This is a genomic window from Streptomyces sp. NPDC001668, assembly GCF_042893155.1.
In the GTDB taxonomy this organism is placed as follows: Bacteria; Actinomycetota; Actinomycetes; order Streptomycetales; family Streptomycetaceae; genus Streptomyces.
In genome coordinates this window covers 63,034-79,730 of record NZ_JBIAUQ010000006.1, presented here as the reverse complement: position 1 = coordinate 79,730, position 16,697 = coordinate 63,034, and the positions used below count along the sequence as shown (strand labels likewise).

Genomic DNA, 16,697 nt, shown 5'->3' with positions numbered 1-16,697 from the left:
ACCACCGGGGAGCGACCTGTGGACCTCGACGTGTACAACGGCATGACGGCCACGGCTCTGCACGGGGTGGCCTGGCAGAAGAGCCGGCACAGCAACTCGCAGGGTTCCTGCGTGGAGTTCGCCCGCCTGCCGGACGGGGGAGTTGCGGTTCGCAACTCCCGTTTCCCGGACGGCCCCGCGCTCGTCTACACCCGCGCGGAGATCGAGGCGATGCTCCTCGGCATCAAGGACGGCGAGTTCGACCACCTGATAGCGGGCTGAGCCCGGGTCACCTGCGGGTGACCCGGGGTAACCGTACTTACGCACCGTGTAACGCGCGTAGAACCGCGGCGTCGTAAAACGCCGCGGTGCGTCACTCGGAAGAATTGACGGCGGGGCCCGCGTGCGGCTGGAGCCGGAACACCGCCCAGACCATCTTGCCGCCCAGGGTCCCCGTCATCGGGTGCCAGCCCCAGCTGTCGCTGAAGGAGTCGACGAGGAACAGCCCGCGCCCCGACTCCGCCGAGAAGTCGTCGGAGTCGCGCGCGACCGGACTCTCCTGACTGGGGTCGCGCACCGCGCACACCAACCGGCCGGTCCACCGCATCAGGTGCAGCCGCACGGGCGGATTGTGCTCCAGGGCGTGCACGCTGTTCGCCGGCATGGCATGCCGCAGCGCGTTGGTGACCAGCTCGGAGACCACGAGACAGATGTCGTCGAAGTGGTCGCCCAGTTCCCACTGGTCGAGCGTTCTGCGGGTGAACCTCCGTGCGTCGCCCACCGCTTCGTAGCGGGCGGGCAGGGAACAGGAGGCGGCGTCGGACACGGCCGCGGGATCAAGCGGCGGAAGGCCCTGCCTTAACGGCTCGAGCATGGTCGATCCATTCATCCCCATGCGAGGCACTCCCGGGAACTCGCGGTCGTTGCGATGCAGCGGTTGCGCGGGACCATGGTTTCGGATGAGCGATGCAGATGCAAGGTGCAGATGCACGTGCACGTGACCGAATTGGCCCTACCCGTACCGCTTGTTGGCCATTTTTTCCGCCATCTTCTCCACAGCTTCTTGTCTCTTCCTCCCCACTCTTGCTCTCGACCCTGTGCGGAAACTTTGGCTTCTTTCCATATCTGTAATCGGACGAGTACTGCTCGGAGTGTTTTAGTGGCAGACTTCGGCCCCTGAAGACGTTGGGGAGGCTGGCGAACGTGAGCGCGGGAGAGCCCGGATCGGTGGTGCGGCGGATGCTGCTCGGCTCGCAACTCAGGCGACTGCGTGAGGCACGGGGCATCACGCGCGAGGCGGCGGGCTACTCGATCCGCGCGTCCGAGTCGAAGATCAGCCGGATGGAGTTGGGCCGGGTGAGCTTCAAGACGCGTGACGTGGAAGACCTGTTGACGCTGTACGGCATTACGGACGAGCAGGAGCGGGCCTCGCTCCTCTCCCTCGCCCGCGAGGCCAACGTCGCGGGGTGGTGGCACAGTTACTCCGACGTCCTGCCGAGCTGGTTCCCCACCTATGTGGGCCTGGAGGGCGCGGCCTCCCTCATCCGTGTCTACGAGGTCCAGTTCATCCACGGCCTGTTGCAGACCGAGGCGTATGCACGTGCAGTGGTGCGGCGCGGTATGAAGGGCGCGAGCGAGGCGGACGTGGAGAAGCGCGTGGCGCTGCGCCTGGAGCGGCAGAGGCACCTGGTCGACGAAGGCGGTCCCGAGTTCCACGTGGTGCTCGACGAGGCGTCCCTGCGCCGCCCCTACGGCGACCGCGCGGTGATGCGCGGCCAGCTCCAGCACCTCATCGAGATCTCCGAACGCCCCAACGTACGGCTGCAGATCATGCCGTTCGGCTTCGGTGGCCACTCCGGTGAGAGCGGTGCCTTCACGATCCTCAGCTTCACCGAGTCCGACCTGACGGACGTCGTGTACCTGGAGCAGCTCACCAGCGCGCTCTACCTGGACAAGCGCGAGGACGTCACGCAGTACGAGAAGGCGATGAAGGAACTCCAGCAGGACAGCCCGGGCCCGGACGAGAGCCGGGACCTTCTGCGAGGTCTCCTCCAGCTCTCCTGAGGGTTCTCCCCAGAAGATTGCTCAGCGTGCCCAACTGGCGTGTCGCGCAAGTACGATGACGTGTGATCAGACCGTGACGTTGATCGTGTGTCTGCTAGTGATTTGGGGATCACATGTCGTCGTACTTCACCGACCTGGCCCAGCAGTACATCGACGGTGAGTGGCGCCCGGGTACCGGCTCCTGGGACATCATCGACTTCAACCCGTACGACGACGAGAAGCTGGCGTCGATCACGATAGCCACGGTCGACGAGGTCGACGAGGCGTACCAGGCCGCCGCCCGCGCGCAGAAGAAGTGGGCCGAGACCAACCCCTACGCCCGCCGTTCGGTGTTCGAGAAGGCGCTCCGGCTGATCGAGGAGCGTGAGGGGGAGATCGCCGAGGCGATCATCGCGGAGCTCGGCGGCACCCGCCTGAAGGCCGCCTTCGAACTCCACCTCGCCAAGGAGTTCCTGCGCGAGGCGATCAACCTCTCGCTGCGCCCCGAGGGCAAGATCATCCCCTCGCCGGTGGACGGCAAGGAGAACCGCGTCTACCGAGTGCCGGTCGGCGTCGTGGGCGTGATCAGCCCCTTCAACTTCCCCTTCCTGCTGTCGATCAAGTCGGTCGCCCCCGCGCTCGCGCTCGGCAACGCCGTCGTCCTCAAGCCGCACCAGAACACGCCCATCGTCGGCGGCGCCCTGGTCGGGAAGATCTTCGAGGACGCGGGACTGCCCGGCGGTCTGCTCAACGTCGTCATCACCGACATCGCCGAGATCGGCGACGCCTTCCTGGAGCACCCGGTCCCGAAGGTCATCTCCTTCACCGGCTCCGACAAGGTCGGCCGCCACGTGGCGACCGTCTGCGCGGCCAACTTCAAGCGCTCCGTCCTCGAACTGGGCGGCAACAGCGCCCTGGTGGTCCTGGACGACGCCGACATCGACTACGCGGTCGACGCCGCCGTCTTCAGCCGGTACGTCCACCAGGGCCAGGTCTGCATGGCCGCCAACCGCGTCCTGGTGGACCGCAGCGTCGCCGAGGAGTTCACCGAGAAGTTCGTCGCCAAGGTGCGGACCCTCAAGGCCGGCGACCCGCGCGACCCCGAGACGGTCATCGGCCCGGTCATCAACTCCTCCCAGGCGGACGCCCTTTCGGGCGCCGTCGAGCAGGCGATCGCCGACGGCGCGACCGCGCTGGTGCACGGCACCACGACGGACAACCTGGTCGAGCCCTCCGTCCTCACGGACCTCCCCGCGAACTCGCCCCTCCTCAAGCAGGAGCTCTTCGGCCCGGTCGCCCTCCTCGTCACCTTCGACGGGGAGGAGGAGGCCGTCCGCCTGGTCAACGACACCCCGTACGGCCTCAGCGGCGCCGTCCACACCGCGAACATCGAGCGCGGTGTCGCCTTCGCCAAGCAGATCGACACCGGCATGTTCCACGTCAACGACGGCACCGTCCACGACGAGCCGATCGTCCCCTTCGGCGGCGAGAAGCACTCCGGCATCGGCCGCCTGAACGGCGACACCATGCTGGACTCCTTCACCACCACCAAGTGGATCTCGGTCCAGCACGGCCGGAGCCGCTTCCCGTTCTGATGTCCGGCTGATGTCCGCGTACGACGGCCGCCACGGGCCCTTCAGGACCGTACCTGTCCTCAAGGGCCCGTAGCTTCAAGGGTGCCGGGGGAAGCCCCGAGCCCGACGAAAGGCGGCTGTCATGGTCACTCACGTTCCCGCGGAGGAGTACGGCGACGAGCGCGGCGCGCTTCTGTCCTTCCTGGAGGAGCAGCGCGGCGGGATCCGCCGGTCGCTGCTCGGGCTGACGGACGAGCAGGCCGCCGCCAAGCCCAGCGCGAGCGAGCTCTCCCTGGGTGGCCTGCTCAAGCACGTCGCCGAGGTCGAGCAGAGCTGGATCGCCCGGGCCAGGGGCGAGGAGCCCGCCGTACACCGGGAGCCGTCCAACTGGCACGAGTGTTTCGCCCTGGTCGACGGCGAGAGCGTCGAGTCGCAGCTGGCGTACTGGGAGAAGGTGGCCGCGGAGACGGAGGCCTTCGCCCGCTCGGTGCCGAGCCTCGACGACACCTTCCCGCTGCCGGACCAGCCCTGGTTCCCGCCCGGGGGCCGGGTCTCCGTGCGCTGGGTGCTGCTGCACCTGATCCGGGAGACGGCCCGGCACGCGGGCCACGCCGACATCATCCGCGAGTCCCTGGACGGGAAGACGGCGTTCGAGCTGGTGGCACTCGCCGCGAAGTGACGAAGCCATAACCTGGACCGCATGTCAACGATCCGTCTCCTCGTGCTTGGCGCGGTGCGCCAGCACGGGCGGGCCCACGGCTACCAGGTGCGCAACGACCTGGAGTACTGGGGCGCGCACGAGTGGTCCAACGCCAAGCCCGGCTCGATCTACCACGCCCTGAAGCAGATGGCGAAGCAGGGACTGCTGTACGCGCACGAGATCGCGCCCTCCACGGCCGGCGGCCCGCCGCGCACCGAGTACGAGATCACCGACGTGGGCACCGAGGAGTTCCTGCGGCTGGTACGGGAGGCGCTGACCTCCTACGACCAGAAGATGGACATCAAGTCGGCGGCCATCGGCTTCATGGTCGACCTGCCGCGCGCGGAGGCGGTGTCGCTGCTCAAGGAGCGCGTCCGGCGCATCGAGGAGTGGCGCTCCGCCGTCACGGAGCACTACGTGCCCGAGGACGGCCCGGAGCAGCTGGGCCACATCGGCGAGATCATGAACCTCTGGATCCACACGGCCGACGCCGAGGCCGAGTGGACCCAGGGGCTCATCGCCCGCATCGAGGACGGGGCGTACACCTTCGCGGGGGAGGGCGAGCCGTTCGTCGGGGTCCTCGCCGAGGGCGAGGAGAACCCGTACGCGACGGGGGAGAGGCATCCCGGGGACGCCGGCTGATCAAGTTCGACGAGTGCGGTCGGCGGCGTTACGGGGGACGCGGTGGGGCTCGGGCAGGTGTGGACGGCGACGGGGCCCCACCCGGCGGCCATGCAGGGGCCAGGGGGCAGGGGCCAGGGGCCAGGGGGCGCGGACGGGGGGAGCACCCCATCGCCCCCTCGCTCGGCGCGGCCGTGTTCCTTCTCGCGGTCGGCCCGGTCGGCAGTGCGGGTCACACGGCCGAGCGGCCGTGCAGGGGCCGGAGGTCCGCCGAGAGGGAGTGACGGGAGTGACATGGCCGGCACTCTCAGCGTCCCCCTGATGGCGCGGCCGGTCCGGCCCTAGTGGTGGAAGCCGGTCGCCGCGCCCTTGTCCCTCGTGAACGGATGCGGCTGGCGGCGCAGTTCCGGCAGCAGGCTCTCCAGGTCCTCCACGAACATCTCGGCCAGATCGGTCGAGAAGCCGTTGCGGCACACCACCCGCAGCACCGACAGGTCCTCGCGGTTGGGCGGGAAGGTGTACGCCGGGACGAGCCAGCCCCGCTCGCGCAGTCGCCGGGAGACGTCGAAGACGTCGTACGCCTCGACGTCCGGAGCCGTGGTGAACGCGAACACCGGCAGTTCGTCGCCCCGGGTCAGCAGCCGGAAGTCCCCGAGCGCCTCCACGCGGTCGGCGACACCCCGGGCCACGTCCCGCGTGGACTGCTGCACGGCCCGGTAGCCCTCACGGCCCAGCCGCAGGAAGGTGTAGTACTGCGCGACGACCTGGGCGCCGGGGCGGGAGAAGTTCAGCGCGAAGGTCGGCATGTCGCCGCCCAGGTAGTTCACGCGGAACACCAGCTCCTCGGGCAGCGCCTCCTTGTCCCGCCACAGCGCCCAGCCCACACCGGGGTAGACCAGCCCGTACTTGTGCCCCGAGGTGTTGATCGAGGCCACCCTCGGCAGCCGGAAGTCCCACACCAGGTCCTCGTCGAGGAAGGGCGCGACCATGGCGCCGGACGCCCCGTCGACGTGCACGGGGATGTCCAGGCCGGTGCGCTCCTGGAGGGCGTCCAGGGCCGCGCACAGGTCCGCGATCGGCTCGTAGGAGCCGTCGAAGGTGGAGCCGAGGATGCCCACGACCCCGATGGTGTTCTCGTCGCACAGCTCGGCGGCGGCCTGCGGGTCGAGGTGGAAGCGGTCGCCCTCCATGGGCACCAGGCGGGCCTCCACCTCCCAGAAGTTGCAGAACTTCTCCCAGCAGACCTGGACGTTGACGCCCATCACGAGGTTGGGGCGGGCGCCGGGATAGCGGTCGGCGTTGCGCTGGGCCCAGCGCCGCTTGAGCGCCATGCCCGCGAGCATGCACGCCTCGCTGGACCCGGTCGTCGAACAGCCCACCGCCGCCGAGGGATCCGGCGCGTGCCACAGGTCGGCGAGCATCGCCACACAGCGCCGCTCCAGTTCGGCGGTGCGCGGGTACTCGTCCTTGTCGATCATGTTCTTGTCCCGGCACTCACCCATCAGGACCCCGGCCTGCGGTTCCATCCAGGTGGTGACGAAGGTGGCGAGGTTCAGCCGGGAGTTGCCGTCGAGCATCAGCTCGTCGTGGACCACCTGGTAGGCGGTCGACGGCGGCAGGGGAGCGGTGGGGAGCCGGTGCTTGGGCGGGGCCTCGGTCATTCCGCCGACCGGATCGGCCTCGCCGTAGAAGGGGTTGACGGACAGCGGGCGCTCATCGGGCTTCTCGGGCCCTTTGTGCAGTGCCATGGGCGTGCCTCCTGAAGGGATCAACGTCGGTCAGCGGACCGAGGTTCCGTCCGCGCGCAACTGCATCTGCGGCCGCCCCGTCACCAGCAGCCAGGCCGGCAGCGAGGCGACGCACAACAGGGCGAGGATCGCGGGTGAGGCCACCAGTACGGCGGCGACGAACAGGCTCACCCAGGCCTGCCGGGTGACGGCGAGCAGCATGCCCAGCACCCCGGCCGCCACGCCGAGGGACGGGTGTACGGCGTCCACGAGCGCGTGGGCGCACAGCCCGAACGCGACGCCGACGAACACGGCCGGGAAGATCCGCCCGCCCCGGAAGCCGCAGGAGGCGGCGACGAGCAGCGCGGCCAGTTTCACCACCGTCATGGTGGCGAACTGCCCGGCCGACCAGCCCTCGGGGTCGGCGGCCAGCTCCCCCATCTCGTCGAGCCCCTTGAAGAGCGTCAGGCGGCCGCCGACGGCCGCGAGCAGCCCCAGGACGAGCCCGCCGACCGGAAGCGCCACCATCGGGTGCCGCAGCCGCGCGAACGCGCCGTGGACGTACGGGAAGGCCAGCACGGCCGCCATGCCGAGCAGTGCGGCGGCCGACGCGACCACCAGGACCGCCAGCAGATCGCCCCAGCCGGGGTGCCCGAACGCCGGCAGATGCAGGTCGAAGGACGGATGGTCCAGCAGGGTGACCGTCAGCGCCCCCGCCGCCGCGGCGGCCAGCGGTCCGAAGACGTTGTCCCACAGCGCGCCCCTGAGCTGCCGCCCGGCCAGCGCCTCGGAGATCACCAGCGCCGCCGCCACCGGCGTCCCGAACAGCGCGCCGATCGTGCCCGCCTCCGCCAGCGCCGGCCACAGCCCGCGCGGCATCCGGGGGATCAGCCGGCTCCCCAGCCAGAAGGCCAGGGCCACGTTCACCGCGATGATCGGGTTCTCCGGCCCGAGGCTCGGCCCGCCCGCGAGCATCAGGGCGGTCGCGAGCAGCAGCCCCGGCAGGACGGTGAGCGGCAGCACCGGAGCGTCGAGTCCCAGGGTGGCCGGGTCCGGCCCGGCGTGCCCCGGCACCTTCCACACTACCAGCCCCACGGCCACCCCGGTCGCCGTGAGCATCACCAGCATCCACAGCACGGAGTAGCGGCCCACTCCCAGCGCGTCCGGCAGGTTCCGCCACAGCACATGCTGGAGCTCCTCGGCCGCCGCGCTGATCCCGAGGAGCAGCAGACCCGCTCCCACCCCGACGACGAGAGCGGGGAGGATCAACGGCAGCAGGGTGCGCGCCGGGGTCGCCGGGGCGGCGGCTGCCTGCTGCTCGGTGTCCTGGGCCACCAGCTCACGATAAGCGGACAAAACGGGCGTGACATCCGGAGGTGTCCGTGCCGGGCTTGCACCTCACGTGGCGTGAGGAGCCACCGTGGAGCGCGTACCGAGAAGGGAGCGGACGAAGTGGGCTACTCCGTGGGACAGGTCGCGGGCTTCGCCGGCGTCACGGTGCGCACGCTGCACCACTACGACGACATCGGCCTGCTCGTGCCCGGCGGGCGCAGCCACGCGGGCCACCGGCGCTACAGCGACGCCGACCTCGACCGGCTGCAGCAGATCCTGTTCTACCGCGAGCTCGGCTTCCCGCTCGAGGAGGTCGCCGCCCTGCTCGACGACCCGGCCGCGGACCCGCGCGCGCACCTGCGCCGGCAGCACGAACTGCTGACCGCCCGGATCGAGAAGCTGCAGAAGATGGCGACGGCCGTCGAACACGCCATGGAGGCACGCAAGATGGGGATCGATCTGACGCCGGAGGAGAAGTTCGAGGTGTTCGGGGACAAGGACCCCGAGCAGTACGCCGAGGAGGCGGAACAGCGCTGGGGCGACACCGAGGCGTACGCCGAGTCGCAGCGCCGCACCGCGGGCTACACCAAGGACGACTGGAAACGCATGCAGGCCGAGGTCGCCGACTGGGGCGAGCGCTACGACGCCCTGATGGCCGCCGGTGACGCGCCGGCCTCCCCGGCGGCCATGGACATGGCGGAGGAGCACCGGCAGCACATCTGCCGCTGGTTCTACGACTGCCCCTTCGAGATGCACCGGTGCCTGGGCGAGATGTACGTCTCGGACGAGCGCTTCAAGGCGTTCTACGACTCCATGCGCCCCGGTCTCGCCGAGCACCTCAGGGACGCGATCGCGGCGAACGCGGCCCGGCACACCGCCCAGAGCTCCTGACCCGGGGCTACTCCCGGGTCAGGACCACCGCCGTGCCGTAGGCGCACACCTCCGTGCCCACGTCCGCCGCCTCCGTCACGTCGAACCGGAACATCAGGACGGCGTTCGCCCCACGCGCGCGTGCCTGCTCGACGAGCCGTTCCATGGCCTGGTTGCGGGTCTGCACCAGCGTCTTGGTGAGCCCTCTGAGCTCGCCGCCGATCATCGACTTCAGCCCGGCGCCGATCTGGCTGCCGAGGTGCCGGGAGCGCACGGTCAGCCCGAACACCTCGCCCAGCACCTCCTGGACCCGGTGGCCGGGCACGTCGTTGGTGGTCACCACGAGCACATCGGGCCGGGGCCCCTGGCCGCCGCCGTATTCGTCAATACCCATGGCTCACAGCTTTGTCCCGGACGGCGCACAGTGCATCCTGGGGAGCTCCATGGAACCTGGGCCCCGACGGCAGCGTTGATACGTTTGGGCAGCCCGCCCCGCCCGCCCCACCAGCAGGAGCCACAATCCCGTGACCACGCTCGCGCTCGGCCCCGAGTGGATCAGTCCCGACTATCTGATCCAGACCTTCAGCCTGCCAGGCATCCTGCTGATCGTCTTCGCCGAGTCGGGCCTCTTCGCGTTCCTGCCGGGTGACTCCCTGCTGTTCACGGCGGGTCTGTTCGTGGCGGAGGGGAACTTCATCAGCCAGCCCCTGTGGCTGGTGTGCGCGCTCATCGTGGCGGCCGCCGTCCTCGGCGACCAGGTCGGTTACATGATCGGCAAGTTCTTCGGCCCGAAGCTCTTCAGCCGCCCCAACTCCAGGCTCTTCAAGCAGGAGAACCTGGAGAAGGCCCACGAGTTCATGGAGAAGTTCGGCCCCAAGGCCATCGTCCTGGCCCGCTTCGTGCCGATCGTGCGTACCTTCGCCCCCATCGTGGCGGGCGCCGGCCGGATGAAGTACCGCACCTTCCTGACGTACAACGTCATCGGCGGCGTGGCCTGGGGCACGGGCGTCACCCTCGCCGGCTACTGGCTCGGCCAGATCGATGTCATCAAGAAGAACGTCGAGGCGATCCTGGTCCTGATCGTCCTGGTCTCGGTGGTCCCGATCCTCATCGAGTACCTGCGCGAACGCTCCAAGAAGAAGCGGGCGGGGGAGCAGACCCCGGCGGCCCCGCCCCAGCAGCCGTACCAGCCGATGGACGACGCGACGACCCAGCTCCGCCGCATCCCGTCCGACGACGAGCAGCAGCCGCCTCAGCAGCAGTACAACGGCTACGACCAGTACTACGGCCAGCAGCCGCCGCCTCAGCAGCAGCAGCCGTACGGCCGGCCGCAGCAACAGCAGCCGTACGCCCAGCAGTACCCGCAGAACCACGGCAACCAGCAGTACGGCCGCCAGCCCCAGCAGAACCAGCAGCAATACCCGTACAACGAGGGCTACTGACCGGACGTCAGAACCCTCGCGTCCTCTTGGCGGCCCGCCGCTTCCCCGCCGAGCCGACCCTCAGGAACAGCCGGGAGATCTCGGACCCCAGGTTGACCCCGATGGCGATGGCCATGGCCAGCGCCGCGGCCTTCGACAGCGACACCAGCCCCTCGTCGACATGGTTCCCGGCGATCGACAGCAACCCGAAGTACGTGGCGGATCCCGGCAGCAGGGGTCCGATCGCCGCGGTCGTGTACGGCAGCGCGGAGGCGAACCGGTACCGGGACAGCAACTGCCCGAACAGGCCGACCAGCCCCGCCGCGACGGCCGTGGAGGCGACCGGGGAGAACTCGCCGGTGTAGCGCATGGCGCCGTACACACACCACGCGACACCGCCGTTCAGGGTGACGGCCAGCACGGTGGATCGTTCCTGCTGGAGCAGCACCGCGAACGTCAGCGACAGCAGCATCGACGCCCCGATCTGCCACAGCGGGCGCGACTGGGTCGACAGGGCCTCGTCCGGGTTGAGATGCGCCCCCAGCTGCACCCCGACGTAGAGCATCACCAGCACGCCCACCACGATGCCGACGAAGAAGTACATGACCTCCAGGAGCCGGGCCGACGCGGTGATGTAGAAGCCGGTCAGGCCGTCCTGGACGCCCGCCACCAGCGCCCGCCCGGGCAGCAGCGCGAACAGCCCACCGGTGATGACCGCGGACGCCTTCACGTCCACGTGGGCCAGTGTCAGCGCGATCCCGATCGCGGCGGGCGGCATCGCGGCGACCGTGAACTGGTAGAACTCCGGCAGCCCGCGCCCCGCGCACAGCCACGCCAGCCGGTCGCCGAGCATCGCGCCCAGCATGGCCGCGACGAACACGAGCAGGTCACCGCCGACCAGCACGGAGGCCGCGCCCGCCAGCAGCCCGCTCGCCGAGGTGAGCACCCAGGTCGGATACGGGTGCCGGTTGCGGCGGATCTCCGCGAGCCGCCGGTAGGCCTCCTCCAGGGAGATGGCCGTCTCGGGGTCGCTGAGGTCGTCCACGAGCTGGAACACGGCCGCGAGGCGCGTGTAGTCGGTACCGCGCCGCCGTACCGTCCTGGAGGCCGTCACGGGGTCGTCCACGAGTGAGGGCTGGTACGAGATCGACAGCAGCGTGAAGGTGACGTTCGGCTCGCAGCGGTCCAGGCCGTAGGACCGGCAGACGGCGAACATCGCCGCCTCCACGTCCTCCGCGCCCTCACCGCCCGCGAGCAGCAGCTCGCCGATACGCAGGGTCAGGTCGAGCACGCGCGGGACGGCCGGGCCGGTGTCGTCCTCGGACTTCTGCACCGTCTCCGGGGCGGGCCGCTCGGCCACCGGCATCCGCAGCATCGTGCGCATCCGGTCCTGCCAGGGCACGTCCTTGGTCAGGCTGACCACCGGTATGCCGGTCGGCGGGGTGAACGCGGGCGGGGCGTCCTTCGCGCTGTAGGTGCGGGGCATGCTGAACGCCGACCCCTCCGGCTCCGCGGCCGTCGGCTGCGGCACGTCCAGCCCCTTCGGCAGCGCGAACTCGGACGTGGTCTCCGGCTCACCGCCGACGGTTCTCGGCACGGCGAGCCCGTCGGGAAGGGCGAACTCGGACGTGATCTCGGAGTCGTAGAAACTCCTCGCCTCGTCCGACTGCGGCTTGCGGTGCTCCGCCTCCGTCACTCCGTAACGCTCCCTGAACGACACATTCCGTAAGCCTCAGTATGCGCGGGCATACGAACGGGCCGCACGCGTGTGCGTGCGGCCCGTCCGTGACACGGGGCTCAGTGGCCGCCCTGGTCCTTGAAGCGCTTGTAGGACCGCTCGATCTCGGCCTCGGCGTCGACGCGGCCGACCCAGTCGGCGCCCTCGACGGACTTGCCGGGCTCCAGGTCCTTGTAGACCTCGAAGAAGTGCTGGATCTCCAGGCGGTCGAACTCCGAGACGTGGTGGATGTCACGCAGGTGCTCCACGCGCGGGTCCGTCGCCGGGACGCACAGCAGCTTGTCGTCGCCGCCGGCCTCGTCCGTCATGCGGAACATGCCGATCGCACGGCACTTGATGAGACAGCCCGGGAACGTCGGCTCGTCAAGAATGACCAGCGCGTCCAGCGGGTCGCCGTCCTCGCCGAGGGTGTTCTCGACGAAGCCGTAGTCGGTCGGGTAGGCGGTCGAGGTGAAGAGTCGACGGTCCAGGCGGATCCGACCGGTCTCGTGGTCCACCTCGTACTTGTTCCGCGAACCCTTCGGGATCTCGATCGTGACGTCGAACTCCACCGGTGGCTCCTCCATGATCAACACATAGTTCTGGTGGTTAAGTGTCCCTCACGCAGGTGTGTGATCGCGAAAGGGGCTGTTGGTCGTGCCTGAACCGAGGCTTTGGCGGACCGCGAGACCGCATGTGGTGCGGGCCGCGAACGCCGTACGACCGCGTCTGGCACGCGCCGCGGACGCCGTACGCCCCGGCATGACCCGGGCCACGGACACCGTACGGCCCTATCTCGCACGGACCGCCGCCGCCATGAAACCGCAGGTCACACGGCTTACCGGGGGTTCCCGGCCGGGGACCGTCAAGACCTGGCAGTACACCGCGGGCGCCGCCACCGCCGGTCTGGCGCTGGCCGCCACCGTGGTGACCGCCGCCGGTCCGTGGGACTCCACGGGTCAGCGTACGGCCGAGCGGGACCGGGCGGTCGCGCTCGGGCGGACGGGTGGCACAGATCACGGAGCCGGTTCCGGTACGACGGCCGCCGGGCCGCGACCCGCCCCGAGCGCCGCGTCCGTGCTCGTCGGACTCGGCGGCGGGGCCAACACCGTCAAGTCGGCCCCCACCGGAAAAGCCCTCGCCGGTGTCCTCGGCCCACTCCTCGGCAACCCGGCCCTCGGTGCCCGCCACACGGCGTCCGTCGTGGACGTCGCCGGCGGCAGGCGGCTCTACGGCGCGGGTGCCGGGACCGCGCTGATCCCCGCCTCCACCACGAAGATCGCCACCGCCGTCGCCGCCCTGTCCGCCCTCGGTGCCGACCACCGCCTCACCACGCGCGCGGCCCTGGAACCCGACACCAAGGAGCTCGTCCTCGTCGGCGGCGGCGACCCCACGCTCACCGCCCGCGCCGCGACCGACGGCTGGGCGAGCCTGCGCGAACTGGCCCAGGAGACCGCCACGGCCCTCAAGAAGCGGGACCTCACCACGGTCACCCTCTCCTACGACAAGACCCTCTACGCGGGCCCCGAGATCCACCCGATCGGGGTCAACGACAACCTCGCCCCCGTCAGCGCCCTGATGGCGGACGAGGCCCGCACCGACGACTCCTCCAGCGGGCCCGTCGCGCGCGTGAGCGACCCGGCGGCGGACGCGACCCGCACCTTCGCCCGCTTCCTCGCCGACGACGGCATCAGGACCTCGTCCCCCGGCCCCTCCAAGGCCACCGGCCGCGCCGAGAACCTCGCCGAGGTCTCCTCACCGCCCCTGTCCGCCCTGGTCGAACGCATGCTGACCAACAGCGACAACGACATCGCCGAGGCCCTCGCCCGCCAGACCGCCGTGGCGGACGGGCAGCGCGCCGACTTCGAGGGCGGCGGCAAGGCCATCCGCGCCCAGTTGAAAAAACTCGGACTCCCGCTCGCCGGCGCCGCCTTCCACGACGGCAGCGGACTCGACCGCGCCGACCGGCTCACCGCCGACCTGCTGACCGCCCTGCTGGTGAAGGCCGGCGACCCCGACCGTCCGCAGCTGCGGCCCGTCCTCACCGGGCTTCCGGTGGCCGGCTTCACCGGCACCCTGACCAGCCGTTACACGGACGGCGCGGCAGGCGTCGTACGGGCGAAGACGGGCACCCTGACGGGGGTGAACACCCTGGCCGGGACGGTCGTCGACCAGGACGGCCGGCTGCTCGCCTTCGCGTTCCTGGCCTCGGAGACGACCGACCCGGCGGCGGCCCAGAGCGCGCTCGACCGCACGGCCTCGGCACTGGCCGCCTGCGGCTGCGGCTGACCACGCGCGCGTTGCCCTCCCGCGCGGCCTGCCCCAAGCGGGACCGCTCACGTACGGTTGACGCATGACGAGCATCGGTGGTGCCGAGATGGTCGACTGGAATCTCGCGGTGGCGACCGCGACCCGGCTCGTACGGCCGGGGCCCGACGTGAGCCGCGACGAGGCCCGGGCCGTCGTCGCGGAACTGCGCCGGCACGCCAAGGCCTCGGAGGAACACGTCCGCGGTTTCACCCGGATGGCGACCGAGGACGTCCACGACACTCCCGTACTCGTCGTCGACCGCCCCGGCTGGGTCCGGGCGAACGTCGCCGGGTTCCGGGAGATCCTCAAACCGCTCCTGGAGAAGATGCAGGAGCGGCGCGGCAACACCCCCGGCGGCGCGGTCCTCGGCGCCGTCGGCGGCAAGGTGACCGGCGTCGAACTCGGCATGCTGCTGTCGTTCCTGTCGTCCCGTGTCCTCGGCCAGTACGAGACCTTCGCCCCGGCCACCCGCGAACTCCCGGCGGGAGAGAACGGCGGCGGCCGACTCCTCCTCGTCGCCCCGAACATCGTGCACGTGGAGCGCGAACTCGACGTCCAGCCCCACGACTTCCGCCTGTGGGTGTGTCTGCACGAGGAGACCCACCGCACCCAGTTCACGGCCGTGCCCTGGCTGCGCGACCACCTGGAGGGCGAAATCCAGTCGTTCCTCGGGGAGACCGAGGTCGACCCCATGACCGTCCTGGAGCGCATCCGGGAGGCCGCCCAGTCACTGGCCGGCGGACGGCCCGAGGGCGAGGAGGACGAGGACGGCGGGCGCTCCCTCGTGGAGATCGTGCAGACGCCGGCCCAGCGGGAGATCCTCGGCCGCCTCACCGCGGTGATGTCCCTCCTGGAGGGCCACGCCGACTTCGTCATGGACGGAGTGGGCCCGGCCGTGGTGCCGAGCGTCGCCGAGATCCGCGAGAAGTTCCAGCAGCGGCGGGCCAAGGGCGCCTCCCGCCTGGACATGGCCCTGCGCAAACTGCTCGGCCTGGACGCCAAGCTCCGCCAGTACCGCGACGGTGAGCGCTTCGTACGGGCCGTCGTCGACCAGGTCGGCATGGACGGCTTCAACCGCGTATGGACCTCTCCGAACACACTCCCGACCAAGACGGAGATCGCCAAACCGGCGGACTGGGTCGCGCGGGTGCACCGCAAGGCCGAGCAGTGAGCCGCGCGCGGAAGTGGTGAGAGGAATCCGGCCGACGGCAGGCGAACGCCCCTTCAATCACCCGTCCGAGGGACCGTGAGCCAGGGGTAGGCGTGCAATGCTCGGGGAACGCCCCGGTTCTGTCACCATCTACACACTCTGAGTGACCGAACCTCGGGCTCACCCCCGAAAACTTCATGAAGGGAACCGGACATGGGTCCCCATCCTGCGGTCGCGGCGATACGCCTGGCGGTCCGCCGCGTCCTCCACGACATCCTCAACGACCACCATGCCGCAACCGAGCAGAAGCCGCACGAGCGCCCGCCGTCGCCGCTCGTGCTCGTCGCCTGCTCCGGCGGCGCCGACTCCATGGCCCTGGCCTCCGCCCTCGCCTTCGAAGCCCCCAAACTCGGCCTCCGCGCCGGCGGCGTCACCGTCGACCACGGTCTCCAGCCCGGCTCCGACCTGCGCGCCGACGAAGTCGTCCTCCGGCTGCGCGAACTCGGCCTGGACCCCGTCGAGTCCACCGCCGTGACCGTCGGCCGCGAAGGCGGACCCGAGGCCGCCGCACGGGACGCCCGCTACGCCGCCCTCGACGCCGCCGCCGAACGCCACGGCGCGCTCGCCGTCCTGCTCGGCCACACCCGCGACGACCAGGCCGAAACCGTCCTGCTCGGCCTCGCCCGCGGCTCCGGCATCCGCTCCCTGTCCGGAATGGCGGCCGTGTCCGGGGGCCCCGGCGCCGACCGCCGTTACCGCCGCCCCTTCCTGGAACTCGACCGGCAGACCGCCCGCAAGGCCTGCATGGTCCAGTCCCTGCCGGTCTGGGACGACCCGCACAACGCCGACCCCGCCTACACCCGCTCCCGGCTGCGCCACGAAGGCCTGCCCGCCCTGGAGAAGGCGCTCGGCAAAGGAGTCGTCGAGGCCCTCGCGCGCACGGCCCAGCTCTCCCGCGACGACGCCGACGCCCTCGACGCCTGGGCCCGCCAGGCCGCGACCTCCGTGCGCGACGCCGCCGGCCTCCTGGAGTGCGCCAAGCTCTACGCCCTGCCGCCCGCCGTGCGCCGCCGCATCCTGCGCCAGGCGGCCATCGAGGCCGGCGCCCCGGCCGGATCGCTGTTCGCCCGCCACATCGAGGAAGTCGACCGGCTGATCACCGGCTGGCGCGGCCAGGGAGCCATCAATCTCCCGGGCAAAGTCGTCGCCCAGCGGCAGGGTGGCAGACTGGTGATTCGGCAAGGCTGAACCCT

16 protein-coding genes are annotated in these 16,697 nt (G+C 70.6%); 10 read left to right on the top strand and 6 right to left on the bottom strand.

Going from position 1 to position 16,697, the window contains the following annotated elements; genetic code table 11:
* Positions 1–18 precede the first annotated feature (18 nt).
* On the top strand, positions 19–261 hold the full coding sequence (locus ACFYZ8_RS20010) for a DUF397 domain-containing protein (protein ID WP_123990825.1): 243 nt from the start codon (positions 19–21) through the stop codon (positions 259–261).
* Between the two features lie 91 nt (positions 262–352).
* Here the strand turns inward: ACFYZ8_RS20010 and ACFYZ8_RS20005 are convergent, their stop codons facing one another.
* A complete protein-coding gene (locus tag ACFYZ8_RS20005) occupies positions 353–853 on the bottom strand; it encodes an ATP-binding protein (RefSeq protein WP_388537438.1) in 501 nt (166 codons plus the stop codon).
* A gap of 365 nt (positions 854–1,218) precedes the next feature.
* On the opposite strand from ACFYZ8_RS20005, the gene ACFYZ8_RS20000 reads away from it, so the two are divergent.
* The 4 genes from ACFYZ8_RS20000 to ACFYZ8_RS19985 all read left to right on the top strand — a co-directional run bounded on the left by ACFYZ8_RS20000 (position 1,219) and on the right by ACFYZ8_RS19985 (position 4,938).
* Positions 1,219–2,043, top strand: coding sequence for a helix-turn-helix transcriptional regulator (locus ACFYZ8_RS20000; protein WP_359030853.1), 825 nt, complete (start codon positions 1,219–1,221; stop codon positions 2,041–2,043).
* 113 nt (positions 2,044–2,156) lie between these two features.
* A complete protein-coding gene (locus tag ACFYZ8_RS19995; RefSeq protein ID WP_388537436.1) occupies positions 2,157–3,617 on the top strand; it encodes an aldehyde dehydrogenase family protein in 1,461 nt (486 codons plus the stop codon).
* Between the two features lie 121 nt (positions 3,618–3,738).
* Positions 3,739–4,275, top strand: a complete 537-nt coding sequence (locus tag ACFYZ8_RS19990) for a DinB family protein (RefSeq protein WP_359030785.1) — start codon at positions 3,739–3,741, stop codon at positions 4,273–4,275.
* Between the two features lie 21 nt (positions 4,276–4,296).
* Complete coding sequence (locus ACFYZ8_RS19985) at positions 4,297–4,938, top strand: PadR family transcriptional regulator (RefSeq protein ID WP_359030786.1); 642 nt, start codon at positions 4,297–4,299, stop codon at positions 4,936–4,938.
* A 320-nt stretch (positions 4,939–5,258) separates the two neighbouring features.
* Here the strand turns inward: ACFYZ8_RS19985 and ACFYZ8_RS19980 are convergent, their stop codons facing one another.
* Both ACFYZ8_RS19980 and ACFYZ8_RS19975 read right to left on the bottom strand, forming a co-directional pair.
* Positions 5,259–6,665, bottom strand: a complete 1,407-nt coding sequence (locus tag ACFYZ8_RS19980; protein WP_388537434.1) for a glutamate decarboxylase — start codon at positions 6,663–6,665, stop codon at positions 5,259–5,261.
* Between the two features lie 30 nt (positions 6,666–6,695).
* Positions 6,696–7,979, bottom strand: coding sequence for an ion channel protein (locus tag ACFYZ8_RS19975; protein ID WP_388537433.1), 1,284 nt, complete (start codon positions 7,977–7,979; stop codon positions 6,696–6,698).
* Positions 7,980–8,096: 117 nt separating this feature from the next.
* Here ACFYZ8_RS19975 and ACFYZ8_RS19970 point away from each other — a divergent pair, with 117 nt between their 5' ends.
* Positions 8,097–8,867, top strand: a complete 771-nt coding sequence (locus ACFYZ8_RS19970) for a MerR family transcriptional regulator (protein ID WP_388537432.1) — start codon at positions 8,097–8,099, stop codon at positions 8,865–8,867.
* Between the two features lie 7 nt (positions 8,868–8,874).
* On the opposite strand, the gene ACFYZ8_RS19965 is transcribed toward ACFYZ8_RS19970, so the two are convergent.
* Positions 8,875–9,240, bottom strand: a complete 366-nt coding sequence (locus tag ACFYZ8_RS19965) for a YbjQ family protein (protein WP_355750649.1) — start codon at positions 9,238–9,240, stop codon at positions 8,875–8,877.
* 130 nt (positions 9,241–9,370) lie between these two features.
* Between ACFYZ8_RS19965 and ACFYZ8_RS19960 the strand changes: the two genes are divergently transcribed.
* Positions 9,371–10,288, top strand: coding sequence for a DedA family protein (locus tag ACFYZ8_RS19960; protein WP_388537430.1), 918 nt, complete (start codon positions 9,371–9,373; stop codon positions 10,286–10,288).
* A 7-nt stretch (positions 10,289–10,295) separates the two neighbouring features.
* Here ACFYZ8_RS19960 and ACFYZ8_RS19955 read toward each other — a convergent pair whose 3' ends face one another.
* Entirely contained in the window at positions 10,296–11,963 is a 1,668-nt protein-coding gene (locus ACFYZ8_RS19955; protein WP_388537429.1) for a threonine/serine exporter ThrE family protein, read from the bottom strand.
* A gap of 101 nt (positions 11,964–12,064) precedes the next feature.
* Complete coding sequence (locus tag ACFYZ8_RS19950) at positions 12,065–12,556, bottom strand: inorganic diphosphatase (protein ID WP_007383738.1); 492 nt, start codon at positions 12,554–12,556, stop codon at positions 12,065–12,067.
* 79 nt (positions 12,557–12,635) lie between these two features.
* Between ACFYZ8_RS19950 and dacB the strand changes: the two genes are divergently transcribed.
* The 3 genes from dacB (at position 12,636) to tilS (ending at position 16,692) form a co-directional block, all read left to right on the top strand.
* Positions 12,636–14,273 carry a D-alanyl-D-alanine carboxypeptidase/D-alanyl-D-alanine-endopeptidase gene (gene dacB / locus ACFYZ8_RS19945; RefSeq protein WP_388537428.1) on the top strand — a complete coding sequence of 546 codons (1,638 nt, stop codon included), beginning with the start codon at positions 12,636–12,638 and terminating at the stop codon, positions 14,271–14,273.
* Positions 14,274–14,337: 64 nt separating this feature from the next.
* The gene (locus ACFYZ8_RS19940) at positions 14,338–15,465 is read left to right on the top strand and encodes a zinc-dependent metalloprotease (RefSeq protein ID WP_359030793.1); all 1,128 of its coding nucleotides are present in this window, start codon (positions 14,338–14,340) and stop codon (positions 15,463–15,465) included.
* A gap of 192 nt (positions 15,466–15,657) precedes the next feature.
* Positions 15,658–16,692, top strand: coding sequence for a tRNA lysidine(34) synthetase TilS (tilS, locus tag ACFYZ8_RS19935; protein WP_359030794.1), 1,035 nt, complete (start codon positions 15,658–15,660; stop codon positions 16,690–16,692).
* Positions 16,693–16,697 lie beyond the last annotated feature (5 nt).

Coding starts and splice junctions, on each gene's coding strand:
- ACFYZ8_RS20005 (WP_388537438.1), bottom strand. CDS start 853: ATGCTCGAGCCGTTAAGGCAGGGCCTTCCGCCGCTTGATCCCGCGGCC.
- ACFYZ8_RS20000 (WP_359030853.1), top strand. CDS start 1,219: ATGCTGCTCGGCTCGCAACTCAGGCGACTGCGTGAGGCACGGGGCATC.
- ACFYZ8_RS19995 (WP_388537436.1), top strand. CDS start 2,157: ATGTCGTCGTACTTCACCGACCTGGCCCAGCAGTACATCGACGGTGAG.
- ACFYZ8_RS19990 (WP_359030785.1), top strand. CDS start 3,739: ATGGTCACTCACGTTCCCGCGGAGGAGTACGGCGACGAGCGCGGCGCG.
- ACFYZ8_RS19985 (WP_359030786.1), top strand. CDS start 4,297: ATGTCAACGATCCGTCTCCTCGTGCTTGGCGCGGTGCGCCAGCACGGG.
- ACFYZ8_RS19980 (WP_388537434.1), bottom strand. CDS start 6,665: ATGGCACTGCACAAAGGGCCCGAGAAGCCCGATGAGCGCCCGCTGTCC.
- ACFYZ8_RS19965 (WP_355750649.1), bottom strand. CDS start 9,240: ATGGGTATTGACGAATACGGCGGCGGCCAGGGGCCCCGGCCCGATGTG.
- ACFYZ8_RS19940 (WP_359030793.1), top strand. CDS start 14,338: ATGACGAGCATCGGTGGTGCCGAGATGGTCGACTGGAATCTCGCGGTG.
- tilS (WP_359030794.1), top strand. CDS start 15,658: ATGGGTCCCCATCCTGCGGTCGCGGCGATACGCCTGGCGGTCCGCCGC.